General features: G+C 64.5%; 21 protein-coding genes. 9 read left to right on the plus strand and 12 right to left on the minus strand.

What is annotated here, in order from left to right; translation table 11 throughout:
* Positions 1-340: 340 nt before the first annotated feature.
* From EL249_RS04260 to EL249_RS04290, 7 genes are all read right to left on the minus strand, one after another.
* Positions 341-562: a DNA gyrase inhibitor YacG gene (locus tag EL249_RS04260; protein ID WP_005674129.1), complete on the minus strand. Its 222-nt coding sequence runs from the start codon at positions 560-562 to the stop codon at positions 341-343.
* On the minus strand, positions 562-1,317 hold the full coding sequence (zapD, locus tag EL249_RS04265; protein ID WP_005674128.1) for a cell division protein ZapD: 756 nt from the start codon (positions 1,315-1,317) through the stop codon (positions 562-564). Before zapD ends, EL249_RS04260 begins: the two co-directional genes overlap by 1 nt.
* 195 nt (positions 1,318-1,512) lie before the next feature.
* Positions 1,513-2,202: a dephospho-CoA kinase gene (gene coaE / locus EL249_RS04270; RefSeq protein WP_005674127.1), complete on the minus strand. Its 690-nt coding sequence runs from the start codon at positions 2,200-2,202 to the stop codon at positions 1,513-1,515.
* Positions 2,203-2,353: 151 nt separating this feature from the next.
* Positions 2,354-3,271, minus strand: coding sequence for a prepilin peptidase (locus tag EL249_RS04275; protein ID WP_005674126.1), 918 nt, complete (start codon positions 3,269-3,271; stop codon positions 2,354-2,356).
* Between the two features lie 211 nt (positions 3,272-3,482).
* A complete protein-coding gene (locus EL249_RS04280) occupies positions 3,483-4,730 on the minus strand; it encodes a type II secretion system F family protein (RefSeq protein ID WP_005674125.1) in 1,248 nt (415 codons plus the stop codon).
* Positions 4,731-4,810: 80 nt separating this feature from the next.
* Entirely contained in the window at positions 4,811-6,502 is a 1,692-nt protein-coding gene (gene pilB, locus EL249_RS04285) for a type IV-A pilus assembly ATPase PilB (protein ID WP_267878749.1), read from the minus strand.
* 284 nt (positions 6,503-6,786) lie between these two features.
* Complete coding sequence (locus EL249_RS04290; RefSeq protein WP_040531668.1) at positions 6,787-7,755, minus strand: Dyp-type peroxidase; 969 nt, start codon at positions 7,753-7,755, stop codon at positions 6,787-6,789.
* A gap of 624 nt (positions 7,756-8,379) precedes the next feature.
* Between EL249_RS04290 and EL249_RS04295 the strand changes: the two genes are divergently transcribed.
* The 9 genes from EL249_RS04295 (at position 8,380) to EL249_RS04335 (ending at position 21,666) form a co-directional block, all read left to right on the plus strand.
* Positions 8,380-9,678: an MFS transporter gene (locus tag EL249_RS04295; protein WP_005674120.1), complete on the plus strand. Its 1,299-nt coding sequence runs from the start codon at positions 8,380-8,382 to the stop codon at positions 9,676-9,678.
* A gap of 26 nt (positions 9,679-9,704) precedes the next feature.
* The gene (locus tag EL249_RS04300; protein WP_005674119.1) at positions 9,705-11,114 is read left to right on the plus strand and encodes a NarK family nitrate/nitrite MFS transporter; all 1,410 of its coding nucleotides are present in this window, start codon (positions 9,705-9,707) and stop codon (positions 11,112-11,114) included.
* Between the two features lie 56 nt (positions 11,115-11,170).
* The gene (locus EL249_RS04305; protein ID WP_005674118.1) at positions 11,171-14,908 is read left to right on the plus strand and encodes a nitrate reductase subunit alpha; all 3,738 of its coding nucleotides are present in this window, start codon (positions 11,171-11,173) and stop codon (positions 14,906-14,908) included.
* Positions 14,908-16,476 carry a nitrate reductase subunit beta gene (gene narH / locus EL249_RS04310; RefSeq protein ID WP_005674117.1) on the plus strand — a complete coding sequence of 523 codons (1,569 nt, stop codon included), beginning with the start codon at positions 14,908-14,910 and terminating at the stop codon, positions 16,474-16,476. The genes EL249_RS04305 and narH overlap by 1 nt, the downstream gene beginning before the upstream one ends.
* On the plus strand, positions 16,476-17,117 hold the full coding sequence (narJ, locus tag EL249_RS04315; protein ID WP_005674116.1) for a nitrate reductase molybdenum cofactor assembly chaperone: 642 nt from the start codon (positions 16,476-16,478) through the stop codon (positions 17,115-17,117). The genes narH and narJ overlap by 1 nt, the downstream gene beginning before the upstream one ends.
* 9 nt (positions 17,118-17,126) lie before the next feature.
* On the plus strand, positions 17,127-17,810 hold the full coding sequence (gene narI, locus EL249_RS04320; RefSeq protein WP_005674115.1) for a respiratory nitrate reductase subunit gamma: 684 nt from the start codon (positions 17,127-17,129) through the stop codon (positions 17,808-17,810).
* Positions 17,811-17,954: 144 nt separating this feature from the next.
* A complete protein-coding gene (locus tag EL249_RS04325; protein ID WP_005674114.1) occupies positions 17,955-18,701 on the plus strand; it encodes a peptidylprolyl isomerase in 747 nt (248 codons plus the stop codon).
* 35 nt (positions 18,702-18,736) lie between these two features.
* Complete coding sequence (locus EL249_RS04330; RefSeq protein ID WP_005674113.1) at positions 18,737-20,890, plus strand: HAMP domain-containing protein; 2,154 nt, start codon at positions 18,737-18,739, stop codon at positions 20,888-20,890.
* A 74-nt stretch (positions 20,891-20,964) separates the two neighbouring features.
* Positions 20,965-21,666, plus strand: coding sequence for a response regulator (locus EL249_RS04335; protein WP_005674112.1), 702 nt, complete (start codon positions 20,965-20,967; stop codon positions 21,664-21,666).
* Positions 21,667-21,774: 108 nt separating this feature from the next.
* Here the strand turns inward: EL249_RS04335 and EL249_RS04340 are convergent, their stop codons facing one another.
* The 5 genes from EL249_RS04340 to modA all read right to left on the minus strand — a co-directional run bounded on the left by EL249_RS04340 (position 21,775) and on the right by modA (position 25,524).
* Positions 21,775-22,542, minus strand: a complete 768-nt coding sequence (locus EL249_RS04340) for a TOBE domain-containing protein (protein WP_050782076.1) — start codon at positions 22,540-22,542, stop codon at positions 21,775-21,777.
* A gap of 231 nt (positions 22,543-22,773) precedes the next feature.
* A complete protein-coding gene (locus tag EL249_RS04345; protein WP_005674109.1) occupies positions 22,774-23,280 on the minus strand; it encodes a nitrogen fixation protein NifQ in 507 nt (168 codons plus the stop codon).
* Between the two features lie 54 nt (positions 23,281-23,334).
* A complete protein-coding gene (locus EL249_RS04350; RefSeq protein WP_005674106.1) occupies positions 23,335-24,012 on the minus strand; it encodes an ABC transporter ATP-binding protein in 678 nt (225 codons plus the stop codon).
* A 66-nt stretch (positions 24,013-24,078) separates the two neighbouring features.
* Entirely contained in the window at positions 24,079-24,750 is a 672-nt protein-coding gene (gene modB, locus EL249_RS04355) for a molybdate ABC transporter permease subunit (protein ID WP_005674105.1), read from the minus strand.
* Positions 24,751-24,762: 12 nt separating this feature from the next.
* A complete protein-coding gene (modA, locus tag EL249_RS04360) occupies positions 24,763-25,524 on the minus strand; it encodes a molybdate ABC transporter substrate-binding protein (RefSeq protein ID WP_040530017.1) in 762 nt (253 codons plus the stop codon).
* Positions 25,525-25,562 lie beyond the last annotated feature (38 nt).

The following is a 25,562-nucleotide window of genomic DNA, read 5'->3' on the forward strand; positions in this document are numbered from 1 at the left end:
CGCAATGCCAGGGCCTGAGAGAACGATCGGGAAACCTGCTTGTGCATCGCGTCACATATCCTTGCCAGAGCGATCGGCCGGAGTGGCCGGTCATCGGAGGCGGCATGGGCCCTGTTCCACAGGGCGGCGTGGAAGAGGGCTCGTGGCCAATCTGAAGGATAGGGTCTGCGAAGGAGCGGAACGCAGTGTGCCGGGGCGGAATCGATCGAAGGAAACGGACAGGGGATCGATGGCCCGGGGTTATGGCGCGAGAGATACGCTGCGTTGTCAGTGTGCAGCGTGTGGGCGGCTTCCGCACCGGGGCTGTCGTGCGCCCGGCGCGGATGCGCGGGGGTGTCCGTCAGTGCCGGGGGCCGGGAGGCGGGATGTCGTCGTCAGCTTCGACGGGCTGGCCGGGCACCACATATTCATCGTTGGCCCAGGCGCCCAGGTCGATCATCCGGCAGCGCTCGGAGCAGAACGGCCGCCAGCGGTTTTCCGGGGCGAACAGGGACGGTCCCTGGCAGGTGGGGCAGTTGACGGTGATGCGGCGAGAGGGGGGCGGAGCGTCGGCGGGTTTCATCAGAGGTTGCACAGGCTCAGTTCGAAATCGACGCTGCCTTCGTAGGGGCGGGTCTTGAACTCGCGGTCCAGACGGCCGAAGCGGATCCACAGCATGTACTTGTTGGCCGAGAACTCGGGAATGGCGCCCAGCGTTTCGTCCAGGTGGATCTCGGCCAGCTGATAGGTCTTGCCACCCAGTTGCTGCTGGTAGCTGCCGTTCTGCGAGGTCACGCGGCTTTTCTGGCCGGATTCGCGCAGCAGGCGCAGCACGATGGTCAGACATTCGCGCACGGCACCGAAGGGACGAGCCCATTCGATGATGGCTTCGCGCCGCTCTTCGGGCGGGCGGTGCTGCCAGGCATAGTAGAAGGGAAGGTCCACCTGGAAGCTGCAGCCGGCCATCACGCTGCGGCTGCGGATGTTCATCAGCCAGTCGTTCTCGCGCAGTGCCTGGCCGGCCTTGCCGGCGCTTTGCTGCAGGGCGGCCGCGGCATCCTCGATCTCGCCCAGGATCGACGACAGGGCGTCGATGGCCACATCGGGGTCATTCTTGAACGAGGCCAGCGTCTGGCGCTGACGCTCCAGCTCGTGGAGCAGGTCGGCGCGCACTTCGGCGCGTGACGACAGTTCCATGATCTCGAACAGCGTACCCAGCGCCGCATGGTGCGAGAGCGAGTCGTTGCGCGATACCAGGCGCTCGAAGCGGCGGTACAGCTCATCGAGCCGAAGCATGGTGCGGACACGCTCGTTGAAGGGATGCAGGTAGATGATCATGAGTGCATGCAGGGGTGGGCCGGATGATGGGATCAGCCGGATGAAACCGTGAGGAGGCCGGAATGCCCGGCATCGGGCAGGGGCAGCGCGCGGCCTGCGCTGTCCCTGATGATAACCCTGTCGACACGGCCGGCACCCTGCCAGAGCCCGCAGGAGCGGGGCAACCGTGGTGTGCGGGCCGCTGAATGGTGGCTTTCAGGCCTGTGCCGCCTCGGCCAGGAAGCGTGCATGCAGCCGGGCCACCTGGGCAGCCGTGTCTGCCAGGCTGCCGCCGTTGTCGATGACGGCATGGGCCACTGCCAGCCGCTGGGCCCGGCTGGCCTGCGCTGCCATGATGCTGCGCACCTGCGCCTCGGACAGACCCGAACGGGCCATCACGCGTGCCACCTGAACCTCCTCGGGGCAGTCCACCACCAGCACGCGATCCACACGGTGCAGCCAGTGGCCGGATTCAACCAGCAGCGGCACCGCGATCAGCACGTAGGGCGGTCGGGAGACCGAGTCGTCCTGGGCAAGCCGGGACAGCTCATCGCGCACGGTGGCCTGGATCAGCGGATGCAGGATGCCCTCCAGTTCCTTGCGTCGCGCCGGGGCGGCAAAGACCAGGGCGCGCATCGCGGCGCGGTCCATCCGACCGTCGGGAGCAATCACCTCGTCGCCGAAGGCCGTGCGGATGGCCGCAATGGCGGCTCCCCCCGGGGCCGTCAGCCGATGGGCGATCTCGTCGGTATCGACCAGCGCCGCGCCGTGTTCGACAAACAGGTCCGCCACCTTGCTCTTTCCGCTGCCGATGCCGCCGGTCAGGCCGATGGTGAACAGGGAGGGGTGTTGTGCTGTAGGCGAGAGGGGCGAAGGCATGGGGCAGGGCGTGAGGAGCAGGGACATTCGGGGGCGATGTTCTTCATCGTACACGTCCTGCAGTATTGATCGTGGAGCCTTGCCTGGTGTAGCCCGCTGAAACCATTGAAGGGCAGCTTCCGGGGAACCCGGGAAGCTTCGGGCAAATCATGCCCCTTCTGGTAGCAGCAGGTGCCGCTCAAGGCCCGATGATGACCGAAGGCTGCACACCCACTCCCATCCAGGTCATGACCTGGCCACCCAGGAACAGCATGGCCAGGCCTGCGCCGGCCAGGTAGGGGCCGAAGGGGATGGGCTGGCTGCGGCCGTGGCCCTTGAAGAAGATGAGGCTGATGCCCACGACGGCGCCGATGACCGAGGACATCAGGATGATGGCGGGCAGGGCCTGCCAGCCGAACCACGCGCCCAGGGCGGCCAGCAGCTTGAAGTCGCCGTAGCCCATGCCTTCCTTGCCGGTGAGCAGCTTGAAGAGCCAGTAGACGCTCCACAGCGACAGGTAGCCGGTCATGGCGCCGATGACGGCATCGGGCAGCGGCGCCATGCCGTGTGAGGTAAGGTTGAGCAGCAGCCCGCCCCACAGCAGCGGCAGCGTCAGGCTGTCGGGCAGCAGCTGGGTGTCGTAGTCGATAAAGGTGAGGGCCACCAGCACGCAGCAGAAGATGGCGGCGGCAATGCCGGTGACGCCGAAGCCCAGATGCCAGACGCTGGCGGCGGCCAGCACGCCGGTCAGCAGTTCCACCAGCGGGTAGCGCACCGGAATGGGCTTGCGGCATTCGCGGCAGGCTCCGCGCAGGAAGAGCCACGACAGCACCGGGATGTTTTCCAGGGCGGTGATCTGGTGGCCGCAGTGCGGGCAGCGCGAGCGCGGTACCAGCAGGTTGAAGGGGGCCTTCTTCTCGACCGGGGGGGCAGCTTCTGCGGCAGCGGGGTTCTGTTGTGCCAGCGCTTCTTCCAGTTCGGCTTCCCACTGGGCCTGCATCATCAGCGGCAGCCGGTGGATGACCACGTTGAGGAAGCTGCCCACCAGCAGGCCCACCACGCCGGCGACGATCACGGAGAACTCCGGCGTGATCCAGTAGATGTCTTCGATGCCCATGCTTGTTTCCCTGGTTCCTGGCGGGGGCCGGGCAGACCCCTGCGGTCTATTCCTGCGGTCATGTGCTGCCGCGAGGGTGTGTCAGCGGGAGAGTCTGTCCGGACTCCCCTGAAATGTGAAAGGGCGACCATGCGGGCATGGCCGCCCCGGTTTCCGGGGAAGGGCGGTGCGTGCTGCCGTCCGCACCTTCCTAGGGTGGCGGGTGCAAGTATTACACTACCTGACCCAGCTTGAAGATGGGCAGATACATGGCCACCACCAGACCACCGATCAGCGTGCCCAGCACCACCATGATCAGCGGTTCCATCAGGGAGGAGAGGCTTTCCACCGCATCGTCCACCTCGCGCTCATACACGTCGGCGGACTTGCCCAGCATGGAGTCCAGCGAACCGGATTCCTCGCCGATGGAGGCCATCTGCAGCACCATGTTGGGGAAGACGTTGGCGTTGTTCATGGCCACCGTCAGGCTGGTACCGGTGGAGACTTCCTGCTGGATCTTCTTGGTGGCCTGCAGGTAGACGATGTTGCCTGCGGCGCCGCCCACCGAGTCCAGGGCTTCGACCAGCGGCACGCCAGCAGCGAACATGGTGGACAGCGTGCGCAGCCAGCGCGCGATGGTGGCCTTGCGGATGACCGGCCCGAAGATGGGCAGCTTCAGGAACAGCCGGTCCATGAACATCTGCATCTTGGGCGAGCGCTTCCAGGCCTGCAGGAAGAAGTAGATGCCCAGGCCGATGCCGCCGAAGATGATGTACCAGTTCTGGACGAAGTAGTCCGACAGCGCCATCACGAACAGCGTGGGAGCGGGCAGGTCGGCGCCGAAGCTCTCGAACACGCTCTTGAAGGCGGGAACCACGAACAGCATGATCACCGCCACCACGATGAAGGCCACCACCATCACGGCCGTGGGGTAGAAGAGGGCGGATTTGATCTTGGCCTTGATGGCCTCCATCTTCTCCTTGTACATGGCCAGCCGGTCCAGCAGGTCGTCCAGAATACCGGCCTGTTCACCCGCGCCCACCAGGTTGCAGAAGAGGTTGTCGAAGTACAGGGGATACTTGCGGAAGGCTTGCGACAGCGCGGTACCGGTTTCCACATCGGCCTTGATGTCGGTGAAGAGCTTGGCCACGGCGCCGTTGTCGGTCCCCTTGGCCACGATGTCGAAGGCCTGCAGCAGCGGCACGCCGGCCTTCATCATGGTGGCCAGCTGGCGCGTGAACAGCGTGATGTCCTTGTCCTGGATCTTGCCGCGTGCCGCCTTGTAGCGCTGCTTCTTGATGCGCGTGACGACGATGCCCTGCCGGCGCAGGGTGTTGACGACGATGGTTTCGCCGCTGGCCCGGGTTTCACCGCGCAGCGTCTTACCGGCGCGGTCGCGCCCTTCCCAGACGAAGTTGAATTCCTTGGGCCGCGAGGTGGCGCTCTTTGCGCCCGATGCGGTCATTGCCTTGGCTGCCATGTTGTTGCGTCACTCCGGAGTTTTCGGTTCTTTCGGAAAGCGGTGGGGGAGGGCCGGGGTGAACCAGCCGGACAGGGGGGTCATTCGTTGGTGACGCCCAGCACTTCCTCGATGGTGGTCAGGCCTTGCTTGACCTTGATCAGCCCCGAGGTGCGCAGGTCGTTGACGCCCTCGCGCTTGGCCTGGGCGGCAATTTCCATGGCGTTGCCGGAATTGAGGATGATGCGCTGGATCTCTTCGGAGATCGGCATGACCTGGTAGATGCCCACCCGGCCCTTGTAGCCCGAGCCGTTGCAGCGCTCGCAGCCCACGGCCTTGTAGGGGCGCCAGCTGCCGTCCAGGTCGTCTTCGGTGAAGCCGGCGGCCAGCAGGGCGTCATCGTCCAGGTCCACGGGCTGCTTGCACTGGGTGCACAGCCGACGGGCCAGACGCTGCGCGGTGATCAGGATCACCGACGAGGCGATGTTGAAGGGTGCCACGCCCATGTTCATCAGACGGGTGAGCGTGGTGGGGGCGTCGTTGGTGTGCAGCGTGGACATCACCATGTGGCCGGTCTGGGCGGCCTTGATGGCGATGTCGGCAGTTTCCAGGTCGCGGATCTCACCCACCATGATGATGTCCGGATCCTGACGCAGGAAGGATTTCAGGGCTGCAGCGAAGGTCAGGCCTGCCTTGTCGTTGACGTTGACCTGGTTGATGCCGGGCAGGTTGATCTCGGCCGGGTCCTCGGCGGTGGCGATGTTGACGCCCGGCTGGTTCAGGATGTTCAGGCAGGTGTAGAGCGACACGGTCTTGCCCGAACCGGTGGGGCCGGTGACCAGCACCATGCCGTAGGGACGGGCGATGGCCTCGGTCAGCGCCTTCTTCTGCTCGGGGTCATAGCCCAGCGCATCGATCCCCAGCTTCGCGGAAGAGGGGTCCAGAATACGCATCACGATCTTCTCGCCGAACAGCGTGGGCAGCGTGGAGACCCGGAAGTCGATGGCGCGGTTGTTGGAGATGACCAGCTTCATCCGGCCGTCCTGCGGCACCCGCTTCTCCGAGATGTCCAGCCGGGAGATGACCTTGATGCGCGAGGCGAGCTTGTCCTTGATGACCAGGGGCGGCTGCGTGATCTCACGCAGCTCGCCGTCCACCCGGAAGCGGATCCGGTAGAACTTCTCGTAGGGCTCGAAGTGGATGTCCGAGGCACCGCCCTGGATCGCATCCATCAGCACCTTCTGCAGGAAGCGCACGATCGGCGCGTCGTCCACGTCGGCGTTGTCTTCCAGCGCCACGGCGCCATCGGCGACAGCGGACTCTTCTTCTTCCACGTCACCGATCAGGTCGGCCAGCTTGTCGGCGGTGCTCTGGTCCAGGTTCTGGATCAGCTTGACCAGCTTGGAGTGCTCGACGACGATGGGGTCGATGATGGCCTGCTGCTGGAACTTGACGCGCTCGATGGCCTGGTTGTCAGTCGGGTCGGACAGCAGCACGGCCAGGCGGTTGCCGCGCTTGATCAGCGGGATGACGCGGGTCTCGGCCAGCAGCTTGCGGTCGATCTGGTCCAGGGGCAGGGTGCTGAAGTCCAGGCTGGCCAGATCCATCAGCGGCATGCCGAAGGTCTCGGCCAGGAAGGTGGCCAGCCGCAGCGGGTTCAGCACCTTGCTGTTGATGACCAGCTCGTCGAGGAAGTTGCCGTTCTCGGCTGCCTGAGCCTTGGCATGGGCTTCCCGCGCCTGCTCGGGCGACAGCAGCTGGTGCTGGATCAGCACGCGGGCAATGCCGGGCAGCTGCACGGCATCGGCCTTGTCGGCACGTTCGTTCTTTGCTTGCGGTGGAAGATTTGCGGACACGGGCAACCTACCCTCATGGATCAGGAAAAGCCGGGAAGGATCCATTCCCGGACCCTGCCTGGCCCATGAGTGTGCCGCGCCCCGCGGCCGCTTGCATCAGTTGGCGGGGGGCCATGCGCCCAACGGACGGCCTCCTGCTACGAACGGCACCGACCTGATGCTTCGGGAAGATCCGACCCGGGCGTCGCCTGACCCGGGCGGTGCGTCGGTGCCGTTCGGGTTCAGTCGCCGCCCAGCGCTTCTTCCAGGAAGGAAGCGGACGGCACGAAGAAGGCGGTACCGGTCACGGCGCGGCTGTAGTCCAGCAGGCGGTCGTAATTGCCTTCCGGACGGCCGATGAACATGTTGGTGAGCATCTGCTCGATGATCTCCAGGGACCGGGCATAGCCGATGAAGAAGGTGCCGTACTCGTTGCGCGACGGGTTGCCGAAGGGCAGGTTGGCGCGCAGGATGGCCTGCTCGTTGCCGTCCTCGTCCTCGATCACGTTCAGCGCGATGTGCGAGTTGGTGGGCTTCACCTCGTCGTCCATCTCGATGTCGTCATACTTGGTCCGGCCGATGACCTTTTCCTGCTCGGCCACCGGCAGCGCGTTCCAGGCCGTCATGTCGTGGATGTACTTCTGCACGATGACGTAGCTGCCGCCGGCGTGGGCAGGATCCTCGTCGCCGATCAGCGTCGCCTCGACGGCCTCCTGACCCTGCGGGTTCTCGGTGCCGTCGACGAAGCCCACCATGCTGCGGGCATCCAGATAGCGGAAGCCATGGACCTCGTCCACCGGCACGACGGCGTCGCCCAGCTGTTCGCGGATGCGCATGGCCAGCTCGAAGCAGGCGTCGGTACGCGTGGCACGGATGTGCAGCAGCAGGTCGCCAGGTGTGGCGGGGGCGGTGTGCTTGGCGCCCTTGAAGGCCTTCATGGGGTGCAGCCCCTTGGGCCGGGGATGATCGGGGAAGAGGCGGGGCCAGGCGTCGTGGCCGATGCCGATCACGCAGCTGAGGGCGGCGCCGGGCAGGCGCAGGTTCAGGGTGCGCAGCATGGCCGGCACTTCACCCAGGGCGTCGCGCGCGGTGTCGGCGGCTTCGTCGCCGTCCGCCAGGGACAGCACGATGAAGATGGCGGCCATGCCGGCCGATTGCACGACCGGCTGAGGGTCGGCGGCGGGACAGGATGTCTGGATGTCTTTGTCCATGGGGATGCTGTTCAAGAGGGGATGGTGGGACAGGCCCGGCAACATGGCGGGGCGGCGCGGCGGACGGCTCATGGCAGAGAGCGGCATGCCCGACGCACCGGGGCGCGCTCATGGGTGATCGTGAGGGCGCGGGCCGGAAAGACTGCATGGAGGAGATTCTATGACCGAGGTGGCCTTTGCATGGTGCAGACCCGAATTTGGGGTCGGACCATGAAGCGGATGCGGATGGATAATCGTTTTCAATAACGATCAATATTATCCGACAGGGTCTTTATGGATTTGCGGGCTGGCCGTGTCTGTCGATCCGGCGGTTTTTCTGCGCCCTTTCCATTCATGAAGTTCATGAATGCCGTCGGGAATGGTTGTGCGACGCATGAAATATTGCGGGTCATCGCATGTTTTTCCCTTGAAATCAGTGGCTTGATGAATATAGTTCTTTGGAACTAGTCCCGGGGTAGGTGGGGGTATTCCCCCTATGAGGAATGGTGAACGATGTGAACAAGTTCTACATTCTGGCGCATGGGTCTCCCGGGATGATCCTGACGGTCGGTGCCGTTTTTTGACTGTCGGCGCGAAAGCCCCGGGGCAGGCCCCTTACAAGAATGAAAAGAGGCTATTTCTGTCATGGTCGACAAGATCCAGCACAGTCCCGTTCCCCCCGGCGCCTATTCGGTGCTGGCCTCCAGTACCTTTGCATTCACCGTCTGTTTTGCCGCGTGGATGATGTTTGCCGTGCTGGGCATCCCCATCAAGGAGCAGCTGGGGCTGAACGAAACCCAGTTTGGCCTGCTGACGGCCATGCCGGTGCTGACCGGGTCGCTGGTGCGGGTGCCGCTGGGCATCTGGACCGACCGCTTCGGTGGCCGCATCGTGCTGTTCGTGCTGATGCTTTGCACCGTGCCCGCCATCTGGCTGATGGCCTATGCCACCGAATACTGGCAGTTCCTGGTGCTGTCGCTGTTCGTCGGTCTGGCCGGTGGTTCCTTCTCGGTTGGCACGCCCTATGTGGCGCGCTGGTTCCCGAAGGATCGCCAAGGGCTGGCCATGGGCATCTTCGGCGCCGGCAACTCCGGCTCGGCCATGACCAAGTTCATCGCCCCGCCGCTGATCGCCTACGCCGGTACCTGGACCTTCGTGCCGAAGGTCTATGCCGCCGGCATGGCCGTCACGGCCTGCATCTTCTGGATGTTCTCGCGCACAAATCCGGCGCACAACGTACCCAGTGCCACCTCGCTGAAGGCCCAGCTGCATGTGCTGCGCGACCCGCGCGTCTGGCGCTACTGCCAGTACTACTCGGTGGTCTTCGGCGGCTATGTGGCGCTGGCCCTGTGGCTGACCAAGTACTACATCAACGAGTTCGGCTTCAGCATCCAGCTGGCCGCCTTCCTGGCCGCCTGCTTCTCGCTGCCGGGCGGTGTGCTGCGTGCCATCGGTGGCTGGATTTCCGACCGGGCCGGTGCGTACAAAACCACCTGGTATGTGCTCTGGATCATGTGGATCTGCTTCTTCTTCCTCAGCTATCCGCAGACCGACTTCACCATCAGCACCGTCAATGGTCCGCTGAACTTCCACATCGGTCACAGCCCGTGGGTGTTCACCTTCCTGCTGTTCCTGATGGGCATTGCCACGGCCATCGGCAAGGCGTCGGTCTTCAAGTTCATTTCCGATGATTTCACCGACAACATCGGTGCCGTCTCGGGTGTGGTGGGGCTGGCCGGTGGCCTGGGGGGATTCCTGCTGCCGGTGCTCTTCGGCATTGCGCTGGACCTCACCGGCATCCGCTCCAGCTGCTTCATGCTGCTGTTCGGCACCGTGTCGGTCAGCCTGATCTGGATGCACTTCAGCCGCTACAGCGATGTGCAGCACCCGCGCGAGGAGGCCGCGGATGGCGCTCAGCTGGCGGGCAAGGCTGCCGCCCAATAACAAGTCAAGGAGACACGGAGATCATCATGGCAACATCCAACGACGCCCCCGTGAAGGGCCATGTCCTTCACCATTGGGATCCGGAGAATCCCGAGTTCTGGGAAAAGACCGGCGCACGCATCGCGAAGCGCAACCTCTGGATCTCGATCATCTCGCTGACGATCTCCTTCTCCATCTGGGTGCTGTGGAGCGTGGTGACGGTCAACCTCGACAAGGTGGGCTTCCGGTTCACCAGCAACCAGCTGTTCTGGCTGACTGCAGTGCCGGCACTTTCAGGGGCCACGCTGCGGGTGTTCTACAGCTTCATGGTGCCCATCTTCGGCGGGCGCCGCTGGACGGTGATCTCCACGCTGAGTCTGCTGCTGCCGGCCGTGGGCATGGGCATCGCGCTGCAGGACAGCAGCACCAGCTACAGCACGCTGCTGATCCTGGCCGCGCTGTGTGGTCTGGGGGGCGGCAACTTCAGCTCCAGCATGGCCAACATCAGCTTCTTCTACCCGAAGGCGAAGAAAGGTACGGCCACGGGCCTCAATGCGGGCATTGGCAACCTGGGGGTGAGCCTGGCGCAGTTCGTGGTGCCGCTGGTGATCTCCAGCGCCATGGTGGGCAGCTTCACGGGTGAGGGCCTGCACTATGTGGAGAAGGGTGTCGAGAAAACGCTGTGGCTGCAGAACGCCGGCTTTGTCTGGGTACCGTTCATCGTGATCTCGGCCATCCTGGCCTGGTTCGGCATGAACGATATCGCCGATGCCAAGGCCTCGTTCAAGGATCAGGCCATCATCTTCCGGCGCAAGCACAACTGGCTGATGTGCTGGCTCTACGTCGGCACCTTCGGTTCCTTCATCGGCTTCTCGGCCGGACTGGCGCTGCTGACCAAGTCGCAGTTCCCGGACGTGAACCCCACGCAGTATGCGTTCCTGGGGCCGCTGGTGGGCGCGCTGACGCGACCGGTGGGCGGCTGGATCTCTGACCGGCTGAAGGCCGGTGCAACGGTGACGCTCTACACCTTCCTGCTGATGGTGCTGGGCGTGGTGGGCGTGCTGTTCACGCTGCCCTCGGAAGGCCATGCAGGCAACTTCCCGGCCTTCCTGGGCATGTTCATCCTGCTGTTCGCCCTTTCGGGTATCGGCAACGGTTCCACCTTCCGCATGATTCCCGTCATCTTCCTGACGGCACGCACGCAGGAAGCCGAGAAGACGCCCGAGGCCCAGCGCCAGGCGGTGGTGCAGGGCAACAAGGAAGCGTCCGCTGTGCTGGGCTTCTCCGGCGCGGTGGGTGCCTATGGCGGCTTCTTCATCCCGAAGAGCTTCGGCACTTCACTGGAGGCGACGGGCTCGGTGGACATGGCGTTGTACGCATTCATCGCCTTCTACCTCAGCTGCATGGTGGTGACCTGGTGGTTCTACGCCCGCAAGGGTGCCCGCACCCCCTGCTGAGTGGTTTTTGAACATGGCCGGCGCAAGCCGGCTGCTCTGAACAAAAGGTATCGACGATGAGTCATTTTCTGGATCGGCTGAAATTCCTTTCCCGGGTGCGTTCGTCCTTCTCAGAAGGCCATGGAGCCGTGGTGAAGGAAGACCGTGCCTGGGAGAACGCCTACCGTTCCCGCTGGCAGCACGACAAGATTGCGCGCTCCACTCACGGGGTCAACTGCACCGGCTCGTGCAGCTGGAAGATCTACGTGAAGGGCGGGCTGATCACCTGGGAAACCCAGCAGACCGACTACCCGCGCACGCGCCCGGATCTGCCCAACCATGAGCCGCGTGGCTGTCCGCGGGGCGCCTCCTACAGCTGGTATGTGTACTCGGCGCAGCGCGTCAAGCACCCGATGATTCGGGGCGAGCTGATGGAGATGTGGCGCGAGGCCCGCAAGACGATGGATCCGATCTCGGCCTGGGAGTCGATCAGCCAGGATCCGGTGAAGTCGCGCCGCTACAAGAGCGTGCGTGGCCTGGGTGGCTTCGTGCGTGCCGACTGGGACACGGCCACCGAGATCATTGTGGCGGCCAACGCGCTGACCATCAAGAAGTATGGCCCTGACCGGGTGGTCGGCTTCTCGCCCATTCCGGCGATGTCGATGATCAGCTATGCCTCGGGTGCCCGCTACCTGAGCCTGATCGGGGGTACCTGCCTGAGCTTCTACGACTGGTACTGCGACCTGCCGCCGTCCAGCCCGCAGGTGTGGGGCGAGCAGACCGACGTGCCCGAGTCGGCCGACTGGTACAACTCCGGCTACCTGGTGGTGTGGGGCTCGAACGTGCCGATGACCCGCACGCCGGATGCCCACTTCTACACCGAGGTGCGCTACAAGGGCACCAAGACGGTGGCGGTCTCGTCCGACTACGGCGAGATGGTGAAGTTCAGCGATGTGTGGCTGGCCCCGCGTCAGGGGACGGACGCTGCGCTGGCACTGGCCATGGGTCACGTGGTGCTGACCGAGTTCCACCGCGACAACCCGTCGCAGTACTTCGTGGATTACCTGAAGCAGTACACCGACATGCCGATGCTGGTGACGCTGAAGGAACACGACGGCAAGCTGGTGCCGGACTACTTCCTGCGTGCCTCGCACCTGCCCGAGAACCTGGGCGAGACCAACAACCCCGAGTGGAAGACGGTGCTGGTGGATGCGCTGACCGGTGACATGGTGGCGCCCAATGGCTCTGTCGGTTTCCGCTGGGGCGAGGACAAGGCGGGCACCGGCAAGGTGGGTCGCTGGAACCTGGAGAAGCGCGATGGCGGCAGCGGCCGGGAAATTGATCCGGTGCTGAGCCTGAAGGGCATGCACGACGACGTGAAGGCCGTGTACTTCAGCTACTTTGGTGGCGAGAAGGACGACCTGCTGCCGCGCAACGTGCCGGTCAAGCGCGTGAAGCTGGCCGATGGCAGCGAGGGCCTGGTGGCTACTGTCTACGACCTGCAGATGGCCAACTATGGCGTGGACCAGGGGCTGGGCGGCGAGAACGTGGCCAAGTCCTATGAGGATGATGTTCCCTGCACGCCGGCATGGCAGCAGAAGCACACAGGCGTGCGTCCCGAGCTGGTGACGCAGGTGGCACGCGAGTTCGCGCAGAATGCGCACGACACGCGTGGCCGCAGCATGGTGATCGTCGGTGGGGGTCTGAACCACTGGTTCCATACCGACATGTCCTATCGCGGCATCATCAACCTGCTGATGATGTGCGGCTGCGTGGGTCAGAGCGGTGGCGGCTGGTCGCACTATGTGGGCCAGGAGAAGCTGCGGCCTCAGTTCGGCTGGGCACCGCTGACCTTCGGTCTGGACTGGTCGCGTCCGCCGCGCCAGATGAACGGCACGAGCTTCTTCTATGCGCACACGGGCCAGTATCGGCACGAGCAGCTGCGCGTGGGCGAGATCCTGGCACCGACGGCCGACAAGAAGGCGATGGAGCCGCTGGCGCTGATCGACTTCAACGCCCGCGCCGAGCGCATGGGCTGGTTGCCGTCGGCACCGCAGCTGGAGAACAACCCGCTGGACATCGTCGACGCTGCGCAGCAGGCAGGCGAGGATCCGGTGAAGTATCTGGTACGTGGCCTGAAGGACGGCTCGCAGCGCATGAGCTGTGATGACCCCGAGAACCCGAAGAACTTCCCGCGCAACCTCTTCGTCTGGCGTTCGAACATCCTGGGCTCCAGCGGCAAGGGGCACGAGTACTTCCTGAAGTACCTGCTGGGCACGCAGAACTCGGTGTTCTGTGATGCCAGCGACACCGTGCGTCCGACCGAGGTGCGTACGCCCGAGCAGATGCCCGAGGAGGGCAAGCTGGATCTGGTGACGATTCTGGACTTCCGGATGAGCACGACCTGTCTGTATGGCGACATCGTGCTGCCCACGGCCACCTGGTACGAGAAGGACGACCTGAACACGTCCGACATGCACCCGTTCATCCACCCGCTGTCCGAGGCGGTGACGCCGCTGTGGGAAAGCAAGACGGACTGGGAGATCTACAAGCTGATCGCCAAGCGGTTCAGCGAGATCGCCGGTCCGTATCTGGGCACGCGCAAGGACATCGTGCTGGTTCCGCTCATGCACGACACCCCGGAAGAGCTGGGCCAGCCCTTCGAGCCGAAGGACTGGAAGCATGGCGAATGCGACCTGATCCCCGGCAAGACGGCGCCCAACATGGTAGTGGTCGAGCGCAACTACAACGACATCCATCGCAAGTACACGTCCATCGGTCCGCTGCTGGACAAGCTGGGCAACGGCGGCAAGGGCATCACCTGGAACACCGAGCACGAAATCCACGATCTGGTCGGCTTCAACAAGGCCGTGCAGGAAGAGGGCGTGAGCAAGGGCCGTCCGCGGCTGGATACGGCCATTGATGCGGCGGAGATGATCCTCACGCTGGCACCTGAGACCAACGGCCACGTGTCGGTGAAGGCCTGGGAGGCGCTGGGCAAGATCACCGGCCGCGACCATACGCACCTGGCGGTGGGTCGCGAGCACGACAAGATCCATTTCCGCGACATCCAGGCGCAGCCGAGGAAGATCATCTCGGCGCCCACCTGGTCGGGCCTGGAGTCGGAAGAGGTGAGCTACAACGCCGGCTACACCAACGTGCACGAGCTGATTCCCTGGCGTACCATCACCGGCCGCCAGCAGTTCTACCAGGATCACCGCTGGATGCTGGACTTCGGTGAGGGCTTCTGCGTGTACAAGCCGGCCATCGACACCAAGTCCACGGCCAGCATGTTCGGCGCACGTCCCAACGGAAACCCGGAAATTGCGCTCAACTTCCTCACGCCGCACCAGAAGTGGGGCATCCACAGCACGTATTCGGACAACCTGCGGATGCTGTCGCTGAGCCGGGGTGGCCCGCACGTGTGGATTTCGGAAGAGGATGCCAAGCGCGCGAACGTGGAGGACAACGACTGGATCGAGGTCTTCAATACCAACGGCGTGATTGCCTGCCGGGTGATCGTCAGCCAGCGGATCCCGCGCGGCATGTGCCTGATGTATCACGCGCAGGAGAAGATCGTGAATACGCCGGGATCGGAGCTGAGCGGCAAGCGCGGCGGTATCCACAACTCGGTCACTCGCACGGTGCTCAAGCCCACGCACATGATCGGGGGTTACGCGCAGCTGGCCTATGGCTTCAACTACTACGGGACCATCGGCAGCAACCGCGACGAGTTCGTGCTGCTGCGCAAGATGTCGAAGGTCGATTGGATGGATGAGCCGGTGAAGGCGGAAACGGCACAAGGAGAAGTCTGATGAAAGTTCGTGCACAGATTGGAATGGTGCTGAATCTGGACAAGTGCATCGGTTGCCATACCTGCTCGGTAACCTGCAAGAACGTCTGGACCAGCCGTGACGGCGTGGAATACGCCTGGTTCAACAACGTCGAGACCAAGCCCGGTATCGGCTATCCCAAGCAGTGGGAGAACCAGAAGAAGTGGAACGGGGGCTGGGTGCGGACCTCGAGCGGCAAGCTCGAGCCGCGCCAGGGGGGCAAGCTGCGCATTCTGGCGAACCTGTTTGCCAACCCGAACCTGCCGTCGATCGACGACTACTACGAGCCGTTCACCTACGACTACCAGCACCTGCAGTCGGCGCCGCGTATGAAGACGCCGCCGACGGCACGGCCGGTGTCGGTGCTGACCGGCGAGAAGATGGACAAGATCGAGTGGGGCCCGAACTGGGAGGACGATCTGGCCGGCGAGTTCAGCAAGCGCAGCCAGGATCACCTGTTCGAGGGGGTGCAGAAGCAGATGTACTCCACCTTCGAGAACACCTTCATGATGTATCTGCCGCGCCTGTGCGAGCACTGCCTGAACCCGACCTGCGTGGCCTCGTGCCCGTCGGGCTCGGTGTACAAGCGCGAAGAGGACGGCATCGTGCTGGTGGACCAGGACAAGTGCCGCGGCTGGCGGATGTGCATCTCGGGCTGCCCGTACAAGAAGATCTACTTCAACTGGCAGTCGGGCAAGGCCGAGAAGTGCCTGTTCTGCTATCCGCGGATCGAGGCGGGCCAACCCACGGTGTGCTCCGAGACCTGCGTGGGCCGTATCCGCTATCTGGGCGTGATGCTGTATGACGCCGACCGCATCGAGGCGGCCGCATCCATGCCGGACGAGAAGCAGCTGTACAAGGCCCAGCTGGAGTGCTTCCTGGATCCGAACGATCCGGACGTGATCGAGGCTGCCCGCAAGGAGGGCATCCCCGAGACGTGGCTGGAGGCTGCCCGCAAGTCGCCGGTGTACCGGATGGCGGTGGACTGGGAAGTGGCCTTCCCGCTGCACCCGGAATACCGGACGCTGCCGATGGTTTGGTACATCCCGCCGCTGTCGCCGATCCAGAGTGCAGCCGAGAACAAGCAGATGCCGCACGAGACGGTGGAAGGCAGCATCATCCCCGACGTGAAGAGCCTGCGCATTCCGGTTCGCTACCTGGCCAACCTGCTGACGGCAGGCGACGAGGAGCCGGTCATCAAGGCGCTGGAGCGGATGATTGCCATGCGTGCGTTCAAGCGTGGCGAGATGATCAACGGCCAGGGTTCGCTGGAGGTCATCAAGCGCGTGGGTCTCACGCCCGAGATGGTGGAGGACATGTATCAGACCATGGCCATCGCCAACTACGAGGACCGCTTCGTCATTCCCGCCTCGCACAAGGCTGCGGTGGAGCGCAACTTCAGCGATACCGGCAGCTGCGGTTTCAGCTTCGGCAATGGCTGCTCGTCGGGTTATTCCAATGAGTCGCTCTTTGGCAAGCGGAACAAGGTGGATGTCATTCACCTGCAGCTGAAGCGGCCTCGCCAACAGGAAGCCGAACAGGAGTCGTGATGATCATCTATCGAGTGCTTTCGGCGCTGTTGAGCTACCCGGAGCAGGAGCTGATCGACGCGCTGCCCGAGATCGAGGCAGCCCTGGCGCCCACGCCGCGCATCCGTGCGCAGCTGGGGCCGCTCCTTGAGCATCTGCGCACGACGAAGCTGATCCGGCTGCAGGAGGAGTACGTGGCCGAGTTCGATCGCTCGCGCCGCCAGTCGCTGTACCTGTTCGAGCACATCCACGGCGAGAGCCGTGAGCGGGGTGACGCGCTGCTGGATCTGCTGCGCGAATACCAGCGCCACGGCTTCGAGCCCTGTGACGAGGCGGGCAGCCCGCGCGAGACGCCGGACTACCTGCCGCTGTTCCTGGAGTTCCTGGCACAGCGTCCGCCCGAGGAGGCCGCGCGCCTGCTGGGTGATGCGGTGAACGTGATCGCGCTGGTGGGCGGCCGCCTGGCCGAGCGCGAGAATCCGTATGCCGCCGTGTTCACGGTCCTGCAGGAAATGTCGCCGGTGAAGGCGCAGCCCATGGAGGATGCGCCGGCACGTGACATGGACACGCTGCTCGACACCATCGGACCGGGCAATGACGGTTCGGAACCCCTGCTCAAGCCGGACAACGGCATGGTGCAGACGGTGAAGTTCTATCGCTGAGGAGATCTCATGAGCTACTTCAACGCATTCTTCTTCGGGATCTATCCGTACATCGCGCTCAGCATCTTCCTGCTGGGCAGCCTGGTGCGCTTCGAGCGCGAGCAGTACAGCTGGAAGAGCGACAGCTCGCAGGTGCTGTACCGCGGCCATCTGCGTACGGCCAACATCCTGTTCCACGTGGGCATTCTGGGGCTGTTCTTCGGCCACCTGGTGGGGCTGCTCACGCCCGTGGCCATCTGGGACATGCTGGGGGTGACTCACCACTTCAAGCAGGTGGTGGCCATGACGGCCGGCGGGATCATGGGCACGATGTGTCTGATCGGGCTGTCGCTGCTGCTGCATCGGCGTCTGACCAACCCGCGCATCCGCGCCGTCACCTCCCTGGGTGACAAGGTGTTGATGATCTGGATCCTGCTCACGCTGCTGCTGGGGCTGACGACCATCATCGTGTCGGCCGGCCACATGGACGGTGCCGAGATGGTCCGGCTGATGACCTGGGCACAGCACATCGTCACGTTCCAGTCGGACGCGGCGTCGCTGATTGCCGATGTCAGCATCATCTTCAAGCTGCACCTGTTCATGGGCATGACGCTGTTCATCCTGTTCCCGTTCACGCGGCTGGTGCATGTCTGGAGCGGCTTTGCCTCGCTGACCTACCTGGGTCGTGCCTGGCAGCTGGTGCGCCAGCGCTGAGCTGAAGCTGTCGTCATGCTGCCGGATGCGTCCGGCAGCGGATGGCTTTCATCATGATCCCGGCCGTCCGATATCATCAGGCGGGCCGGACATCGGGCCACGGAAGGACGACTTCCGTGGCCCAATCATTTTCAGGAGGTTTGCGTGTCGATCAAGGTCAATGGTGTGGAGATCACCGATGATGAGGTGGCAGCCGAGCTGCCTTTCCACCAGGACACCCCGCAGCCGCTGCGCAGTGCCTGCATCGCCCTGGCGCTGAAGCGGGTGATGCTGGACGAGGCGGCCGAGCAGGGGCATCCGGTGGCGGATGCCGAGGAAGCAGCCGATTACCTGCTGTCCACGCAGGTCACGGTGCCGGTGGTGGATGAGGCCAGTTGCCGGCGTCATTACGAGCAGTATCCGGAGCGTTTCCGGGTGGGCGGATGGGTGGATGCCGACCATATCCTGTTTGCCGTGAACGAGCGCACGCCGCTGGATGCGCTGCGGCTGGTGGCGAAGGAGACGCTGGCGCTGCTGCAGGAGCATCCCGAGCGATTCGAGGCGATGGCAGCCGAGCGTTCCAACTGCCCGTCGGCAGAGAACGGCGGTGCACTGGGGCGGATGCAGCGCGGTGAGACGGTGCCGGAGTTCGAGGCGGCGCTGTGGCGCATTGCTCCCGGAACCATTGCCGACAGTTTGATCGAGACCCGCTACGGGCTGCACATCATCCGGGTCAACCGTCGCCACGAGGGGCAGCAGCTGCCCTTCGAGCAGGTGCAGGAGGGCATCGCGCAGGCACTGACCGCAGCCAGCCGGGATGCGGCCTGGCGGCAGTATGTGCAGGTTCTGCTGGGCCGTGCCAAAATCGAAGGCATTGATCTGGAAGGGGCCGACACGCCATTGGTGCAGTAGGCGCAACGCCCCGAGGCTCCTCGACGGATACTTCCATGGAAAGCACCATGCCGTTTGATGACCGGGCATCAGGTTCGCCGAAGCGCGACGGGTCCTTGTCGCAGGCAGCCGCTTCCAGTCGTTATGTCGAGTCGGGTATAACGATAGTGCGGAGAGGGGCTTCCGAGGAAGAAAGGGCGCCTGATGGCGTTGCATCCGCGACCGATGGCGAGGCCGGGCTGCGACGTGAGGAAGGCTCCGACCGTTTGCCGGAGGGTGTGCAGGTGACAGGTGCGGTGCAGGCCAAGGCGGCTGCGCCGGCCTGGAAGAACCGGCTGTCCACCCGCATCGTCATCAGTTCCGTGGTGGCGCTGTCGCTGGTGCTGAGCATGGTGGGCTGGACGCTGTGGCTGTCGTGGCAGCTGGCGGGCACGGCAGCGGCCATCAACGAGACGGGCAGCCTGCGGATGCGCGCGAACCGTATCGGGCTGAACCTGCTTCGGCACGATGAGGCGGCTCAGGCCCAGGTGGTGGTGGACCTGCGGGAGCAGGGGCGCATCCTGGCGCATTTTGCGGGGGACCTTCCGGGCAGACCGCTCTTTCTGTCCACGGATGCGCCGCTGCGCCAGCAGTTCCATGCTGTGACGACCCGCTGGGATGAGCTGGCGGATCTGGCCCACGAGGCGCTGGAGGAGGGTGACAGCACGGCCTATCTGGCGCAGCTGCCGGGCTTCGTGGCTGAGGCCGACCGGCTGGTGCACGTGCTGGAGGTCGGCAACGCCAGCAAGACAACCCGGCTGCGGATCCTGCAGAGCGTGCTGATCGTGATGGCCTGCCTGGGCACGATGGCGATGATCTTCCTGCTGTACCGCTGGATCATCCGGCCGGTGCAGACGCTGCAGGGCGGTATCCAGCGGATGGCGGCCCGGGACTTTTCGGTGCGGGTGCCCGTCAACAATACCGACGAACTGGGCGTGCTGGCCCAAGGCTTCAACCGGATGGCGGACGAGCTGCAGAGCCTGTACGAGGATCTGGGCGAGCATGTGCGTCAGAAGACGGCCGAGCTGGAAAGGCAGAACCGGCAGCTGAGCGCGCTCTATGGCATGACGGCGTTCCTGAACAAGCCCAACGATATCGAGGCACTGTGCCGGGGCTTCCTGCAGCGGGTGATGGATGAGTTCCATGCGGCGGCGGGCAGCATCCGGGTGCTGGACCCGTCGGGGGAGCGGCTGCACATTGTCGTGTCGCTGGGGTTTTCTTCGGCGCTTCAGGAAAGCGAGCACTGCATGCGTACCGATGCCTGCTTCTGCGGCGAGGCCACGCAGCGCGGCACGATGATCATCCGGGACTTCCGCAAGTTGCCGCGCCCCGAGGAGATCGGCTGCATGCGCGATGGTTTCCAGGCGGTGTCGGTCTTCCAGATCGTGACGCCGGAGGCGACGCTGGGCACCTTTTCGCTGCATTTCCGTGAGCGCACGACGATGTCGCCCCGCGAGCTTCAGCTGCTGGAGATGCTGGGGCAGCACCTGGGCGCGGCGCTGGACAACCAGCGGCTGAGCATCAAGGCGCGTCAGCTGGCGGTGGCCGAGGAACGCAACCTGGTGGCGCAGGGGCTGCATGACAGCCTGGCCCAGGGGTTGAACTTCCTGAACCTGCAGACGCAGATGCTGGGCAGCGCGGTGCAGCAGCGCCGCTGGGACGAGGTGGAGGAGATCGTGCCGTTGCTGAAGACGGGGGTTTCCGAGAGCTACCAGGATGTGCGCGAGTTGCTGCAGAATTTCCGGACCCGGCTGGGCGAGGAGTCGCTGCGCAAGGCGGTGGACGACACGATCGGGCGCTTCCGCCGGCAGACCGGGCTGAACGTGGAGCTGCACCTGGATGACCGGGACGGCGCACCGCTGCACCCTGACCAGCAGCTTCAGGTGCTGTTCATTCTGCAGGAGGCGCTGTCCAACGTGCGCAAGCATGCGTATGCCAGCAAGGTGACGGTGCGCATCGACAATCACCGCGATTTCGGCATGAGCATCCGTGATGACGGTGAGGGTTATGATCCGCAGGAGGTGGCCGAGCGCAGTGAAACCCATGTGGGGCTGTCCATCATGCGCGAGCGGGCGGCACGCCTGGGCGGGCAGCTGCAGATGTGCAGCGCGCCGGGGCAGGGGACGGAGGTTTCCCTGTACCTGTCGCAGAGCGACCGGCTGGCGTCCTGAAATGGTCGGATTACCGAGGCCTGAGTGTTTGCCGTTCTGTTATCTTGTCGAGCCCTGAGTTCCAGTTCTGATAAATGAGCATCAGCATTCTGCTTGTCGATGATCACAACCTGTTCCGCTCCGGCGTGCGTCAGCTGCTGCAGCGTGAGGAGGACCTGTGCATCGTGGCCGAGGCGGCCGACGGGCTGGAGGGGCTGAAGCGCGCCAAGGCGCTGCGCCCGGACGTGATCCTGCTGGATCTGAACATGCCGGGGCTGTCGGGGCTGGAGACGCTGCATCTGCTCACGCAGGATGTGCCGCAGTCGAAGGTGGTGATCCTGACCGTCTCGGAAGAGGCCGAGGAGCTGGGCGAGGCGCTGCGCTCCGGTGCGGTGGGCTATCTCACGAAGAATGTCGAGGCCGAGACGCTGGTGGCTGCCATCCGCAAGGCCAAGCGCGGCGAACCCGTCATTGCCGAGTCGATGACGATGAAGCTGGTGGAGCAGTTCCGTTCGCAGGGCAGTGGCCAGCACGGCGCAACCGTGACGCCGCCCGACTCGCCCTCCATCCAGTCGGGCACAACGCCCGAGCGGGTGCACCTGACGGCGCGCGAGCGGGAGATCATGCAGTGCCTGGCGCGAGGCGAGAGCAACAAGGAAATTGCCCGGCGGCTGGATGTGGCCGAGAGCACGGTGAAGATTCACGTGCAGAACATCCTGAAGAAGCTGAATCTGTCCAGCCGGGTGCAGATTGCCGTCTATGCGGTGGAGAACGGCCTGTCGGGCAACGGGCCCTGAGGCTTTCAATGTCCTGATGCGACAGGCCCGACGCCTGCAGGGGGTGGATTGCCGTGCAGGGGCCGGGCCTGGGGGTATCTGGCCCGCCAGGGGCCAGACAAGGGCTTATCAGGCCGGAACGCCGATGATGACGCTGGAGGCCTTGAAGATGGCGCTGGCCGTCTTGCCTTCAGCCAGGCCCAGCGACTGGGCGCTTTCGTTGGTGACGATGGCGGCTACGGTGCCACCGCCGTTCACTTCGATGACCACTTCGGTGTTGACGGCACCGGGTTGCACGCGGCTGATCTTGCCGGTGAGGTGGTTGCGGGCCGAGAAACGGGCCCCTTCGCTGTCGGCCACGACGATGATGGACGAGGCCTTGACGAGGGCGAAGGCTTCGGCGCCAACCTTCAGGCCCAGGTTCTCGGCGCTTTCGTGGGTGACGGTGGCCACCACCTTGTGGCCGCCTTTCACGTCGAGTTCGATTTCATCGTTGACGGCACCGCGGTGGACGGCGGAAACCTTGCCCAGGAACTGATTGCGTGCGCTGGTCTTCATGCTCATTCTCCGTATCAAAAGGTAGTCGTCAGCAATGCCGTCAGCCTGAGCGCACAGCTGTTCGACGAAGCGACGGTGTTCGTTTTCAATGGTCTTGAAATTGTCGATGAGTTGCTGGCCGCGTTGGGTGAGGCGGGTTCCCCCGCCGCCCTTGCCGCCCACCGTGCGCTCGACGAGCGGCTGACCAGCCAGGTTGTTCATGATGTCGATGGCATCCCAAGCTGCCTTGTAGCTCATGCCGATGGCCTTGGCGGCCTTCGAGATGGAACCACTCTCGGCAATCTGGGCCAGCAGCCCGATACGCCCTGCGCCACCGAAGTTGGTGCCACCGATGGTCATCCAGATGGAACCGTGCAATTCTACCTGCTGGTTTGTGGGTGAATCCGTGACAAATGTCGTGTTCGGGGCGTCGGTGGCAGTTGCTTGAGGCGTGCTCATGTCGTGGAGAGAGGCAAGGCAAAAGAGAGGGGCGCAAGGGGAAAGAAAGGCATTTTCCCCGGGGCGGCAGGTCTGACTCTCCATGCCGGAGTGATGGCCGGGGTCTTGGCGGCCAGGGGCTGCCGTTGAGCGTCAGGTTGCGTGGAACTCGGTCAGCAGGACCTGTTTCCAGTTGTGGCCGTGACGCAGGCGGGCGTGCAGGGTGGGAAAGTACTGTTGCAGCAGCTGACCCAGATCGTCGCGCCCGCCCAGGTCGAGGTCTTCCCAGAGTTCCCGTTCACCATAGCAGGCGGCCGCGATGGCGTGGGCCAGCCAGCGGGTGAGGCGTTCGGGCTGCTCGGGATTACGGTTGGCCAGCAGCAAGGTCAGCATGGCGGCGAAGTCGGGCGGGCACATGCGCAGCAGCTTCTGGTACTGGGCATCGGGCATGGATTCGACGGGGTCGACTTCGGGGAATAGCCGGGCCAGCAGGGCCAACAGTTCCGGTTGGGGCATGCCCAGCGTCCAGGCGAACAGCGGGAGCTCGCCATTCTGTGCGTTGCGCAGCACGCCCGAGACCGCGCGCCGCAGCAGATCCGGCACGGCATCGGCGTCGGGGTTGGACTGGGGCAGCGAAGGGGCAACGTCACGCGAATCCATGGGTCGATGATCGCGCGTGCCTGTTGGGTGTGCAAGCCCTGGCGGACAGAGAGCTCAGTCCTGAAGGCGGCCGTCCTGCATCTGCACCACGTGCTGACCCAGCACCTTGGCGTCTTCCACGTCGTGGGTGATGAGGATGAGGGGCACGCGCAGGCGTTGCTGCAGGGCCAGCAGCTCCTGGCGCATGGTGACACGCAGGTGGGGGTCAAGGGCGGAGAAGGGTTCGTCCAGCAGCAGGGCTTGGGGTTCGGTGACCAGGGCGCGGGCCAGGGCGGTGCGCTGACGCTGTCCGCCGGACAGCTCGGATGGATACTGGCTGGCCAGCGAGGTCAGCCCGAAGGCATCAAGCCAGCGTGCTACCGACGGGTGCCATTGGCTGCGCTCGGGATGACTGGGCGGGTTGCGCCAGCCGTGACGGAGCGAGAACGCCACGTTCTGGTAGACGGTCAGGTGCGGAAAGAGGGCGTAGTCCTGAAAGACATAGGCCAGGCGCCGAGCCTGGGGGGGAAGGCAGATCTGGCTGGAGGCGTCGTACAGGGTGTCGTCCTCCAGCCGGATGTGACCGGCGTCCGGGGTGAGCAACCCGGCGATGGCCTGCAGCGTCAGGCTCTTGCCCGATCCGGAAGGGCCGACGATCACGATCCGCTCATGGTCGGATTGCAGCTGCACCGACAGGGTGAAGGTGCGCGTGGCGGAGGTGAGCGTCTTTCGGATGTCGAGGTCGAGCTTCACGGCGACGGCAGGGCGGGGTGGGAATGTGGGGAGAGGGAGCAGCCCCGTGAGGTGGGGCCGAAGGGGTCATCGGTGGGCGATGCGCCCGGGGGCGAGCTTGCCGGCGGACAGGAGCACGGCGACGCAGACGATGGAGGTGATCAGTACCAGCAGGTTGGCGGTGTCGTCCTGACCTGCCTGCACGGCTTCGTAGATGGCGATGGACAGTGTCTGTGTCTTGCCGGGGATGCTGCCAGCCACCATGAGGGTGGCGCCGAACTCGCCCAGGGCACGGGCAAAGGCCAGCAGCAGGCCGGCCATGATGCCGCGCCAGGCCAGGGGCAGCGTGATCCGGAAGAAGACAGCGGCTTCCTTCATGCCCAGGATGCGGGCGGCCTGCTCCAGCTGGCCGTCGACGGCCTCGAAGGCAGCGCGCGCAGGCTTGAACACCAGCGGGAAGGCCACCACCGAGGCAGCGATGACGGCGCCCTGCCAGGTGAAGATCAGGTTGATGCCGAAGGTGTCGTGCAGCCATCCGCCCAGCCAGCCGCGCCGGCCGATGAGCACCAGCAGGTAGTAGCCGAGCACGGTGGGCGGCAGCACCATGGGCAGCGTGAGTACCGTGTCCAGGAACTCACGCCCCGGAAAGCGCCGCCGAGCCAGCAGCCAGCCCACCGCCACGCCCAGGACCAGGTCGATGGCGGTGGCAAGGCCTGCCACCTTCAGGGACAGCAGCAGTGCTGGCCAGACGGACTCCATGCCGTGCAGTGATCAGGGCTTCTTGAAGAAGAACTTGGCCAGCACTTCCTGCCCTTCGGGGGCCAGCACGAAGGCCTGGAAGCGGCGTGCTTCTTCGGGCTGGGCGCTGTCCTTGGTGATGGCCAGCGGGTACAGGATGGGGGTCTTGGTGGGCACCTCGAAGGCGGTCTTGACCTTGTCCTTCATCACGTAGGTGTCGGTGCCGTAGACAAAACCGGCATCCACTTCACCCCGGGCCACATAGTCCAGCGACTGGCGCACGTTCTGGGTGTTGACAGCCTTGGTCGAGACGGGCTTCCACAGGCGGGCATCTTCCAGGACATCCTTGGTGTAGTTGCCCACCGGCACGCTGGCCGGGTTGCCAATGGCGATCTTCTGGATGGAGGCTTTCTTCAGGTCGGCCAGCTTGTCGAGCGACTGGGTGCTGTCGGCCGGCACGATGAGGACCAGGGTGTTCCGAGCGAAGTTGTGGCGGGTCTTGGGGTTGATCAGATCCTGTTTCTCGGCCTTGTCCATGGTGGCCTGGTCGGCCGAGGCGAACACGTCGACCGGGGCGCCTTTGGCCATCTGCTGCAACAGGGCACCGGAGGCGCCGAAGTTCAGCTGGACCTTGGCATCCGGGTACTTGGCTTCGTAGCGCTGGGCGATTTCCTTGAAGGCGTTGGTGAGGCTGGCGGCGGCCGAAACGGTGATCTCGGCGGCCTGCGCGGTGCCGGCAGCAAGCGACAGGACCGACAGGGCCAGCAGCTGTTTCCTGAAGGAGATGTTTTTCATGGAGATGACCCCCTGGATGGATGGTGTGGAAATGGAGA

The organism is Lautropia mirabilis (assembly GCF_900637555.1).
Lineage (GTDB): Bacteria > Pseudomonadota > Gammaproteobacteria > Burkholderiales > Burkholderiaceae_E > Lautropia > Lautropia mirabilis.